We start from the raw sequence: 1,903 nt of genomic DNA, 5'->3' as shown, positions 1-1,903 counted from the left end.
TGCTGCACGCCCGCGGCGAGGACGGCTGGCGCGCGTTCTGGCGAGACTTGCCGCTCGTCGCGGTGCGCGACACGCTGCTCGCGCTCGAGTGGCTCGCCGCAGTGTTCGGCACGCACGTCGTGTGGCGCGGCGCGAGGATGACGGTCGTCGGCGGTGAACGCGCGACGGCGGCAGTGGAAGCAGTGGACGGCCGCTAGGGCCGTTCCGACCGAACCCGGCCCGAGGGCCGAGACGCGTTGCACGGCGAGGCCGCGTGGCGCGACATGACAAAGAGGCGGGCGCCGGCAGGGCGGCCCGCGGTTTTTTGACTGAATCGTTGTAACGAATCGAACTATGCAGGCTACCGGAGCATTCATGAAAACGCTGTTCTTGCAGGCCCCTTCGTATGACGGCTTCGACGGCGGAGCCGGCTCGCGCTATCAGGCGAAGCGCGAAATCCGTTCCTTCTGGTATCCGACGTGGCTCGCGCAGCCGGCCGCGCTCGTGCCGGGCAGCCGTGTCGTCGACGCACCGGCCGACGGCCTGTCGGTCGAAGAGACGCTGAAGATCGCGAACGACTACGACCTCGTGATCATCCACACGAGCACGCCGTCGTTCCCGACCGACGCGATGTTCGCGCAGGACCTGAAGAAGATGAAGCCGTCGATGCTGGTCGGCATGGTCGGCGCGAAGGTGATGGTCGATCCGCACAACTCGCTCACGGCGAGCGAGGCAATCGACTTCGTGTGCCGCGAGGAATTCGACTACACCTGCAAGGAAATCGCCGAAGGCAAGCCGTTCCCGGAGATCAAGGGCTTGAGCTGGCGCGCGAAGGACGGCTCGATCGAGCACAACGAAGCGCGTCCGATCCTCGAGAACATGGACGAACTGCCGTTCGTCGCGCCCGTCTACAAGCGCGACCTGAAGATCGACAACTACTTCATCGGCTACCTCAACTATCCGTACGTATCGATCTACACGGGCCGCGGCTGCAAGTCGCGCTGCACCTTCTGCCTGTGGCCGCAGACGGTCAGCGGCCATCGCTACCGCACGCGCTCGGTCGAGAACGTGATCGCGGAAGCGAAGTGGATCCGCGACAACATGCCGGAAGTGAAGGAGCTGATGTTCGACGACGACACCTTCACCGACGACCTGCCGCGCGCTGAAGCGATCGCCATCGGCCTGGGCAAGCTCGGCATGACGTGGTCGTGCAATGCGAAGGCGAACGTGCCGTACAAGACGCTCAAGGTCATGAAGGAAAACGGCCTGCGCCTGCTGCTGGTCGGCTTCGAATCCGGCGACGACCAGATCCTCGTGAACATCAAGAAGGGCGTGCGCACCGATTTCGCGCGCCGCTTCAGCGCGGACTGCAAGAAGCTCGGCATCAAGATCCACGGCACCTTCATCCTCGGCCTGCCGGGCGAGACGCAGGAGACCATCAAGAAGACGATCGAGTACGCGAAGGAAATCAATCCGCACACGATCCAGGTGTCGCTCGCCGCGCCGTATCCGGGCACGACGCTCTACAAGCAGGCCGTGGAAAACGGCTGGATGGAAGAGAACAAGACCATCAACCTGGTGAGCAAGGAAGGCGTGCAGCTCGCGGCGATCGGCTATGCGCACCTGTCGCGCGACGAGATCTATCACCATCTCGAGCAGTTCTATCGCCAGTTCTACTTCCGCCCGTCGAAGATCTGGGAGATCGTCCGCGAAATGCTGACGAGCTGGGACATGATGAAGCGCCGTCTGCGCGAAGGCGTCGAGTTCTTCCGCTTCCTGCGCGCACACGAGGCCTGATTCGTGGCGACGCAGCCGGCGGCGCGTGCGCTGATCTTCACCGCGGACGACTTCGGGCTGCACCCGCGCGTCAACGCGGCGGTCGAGCGCGCGCACCGCGACGGCGTGCTGAACGCCGCCAGCCTGA

Annotated in this window: 2 protein-coding genes and 1 pseudogene; all 3 read left to right on the top strand. The window is 64.4% G+C overall.

The window, feature by feature from the left end:
• A pseudogene (locus tag G3N93_RS39165) lies at nucleotides 1-197 on the top strand (ceramide glucosyltransferase); the annotation flags it as partial.
• A 136-nt stretch (nucleotides 198-333) separates the two neighbouring features.
• Nucleotides 334-1,776, top strand: a complete 1,443-nt coding sequence (hpnJ, locus tag G3N93_RS39160; RefSeq protein ID WP_307873455.1) for a hopanoid biosynthesis associated radical SAM protein HpnJ — start codon at nucleotides 334-336, stop codon at nucleotides 1,774-1,776.
• Nucleotides 1,777-1,779: 3 nt separating this feature from the next.
• Nucleotides 1,780-1,903, top strand: a 124-nt coding sequence (locus G3N93_RS39155) for a ChbG/HpnK family deacetylase (RefSeq protein ID WP_206135442.1), incomplete at its 3' end; no start/stop codon positions are given.

The organism is Burkholderia sp. Se-20378 (assembly GCF_017104665.1).
Classification (GTDB): Bacteria; Pseudomonadota; Gammaproteobacteria; order Burkholderiales; family Burkholderiaceae; genus Burkholderia; species Burkholderia lata.
The sequence above is the reverse complement of the archived record's forward strand: the minus strand, read 5'-3'. Positions and strand labels throughout refer to the sequence as shown.

Excerpts from the sequence above, each read along its gene's own strand:
- hpnJ (WP_307873455.1), top strand. The coding sequence starts at position 334 with ATGCAGGCTACCGGAGCATTCATGAAAACGCTGTTCTTGCAGGCCCCT.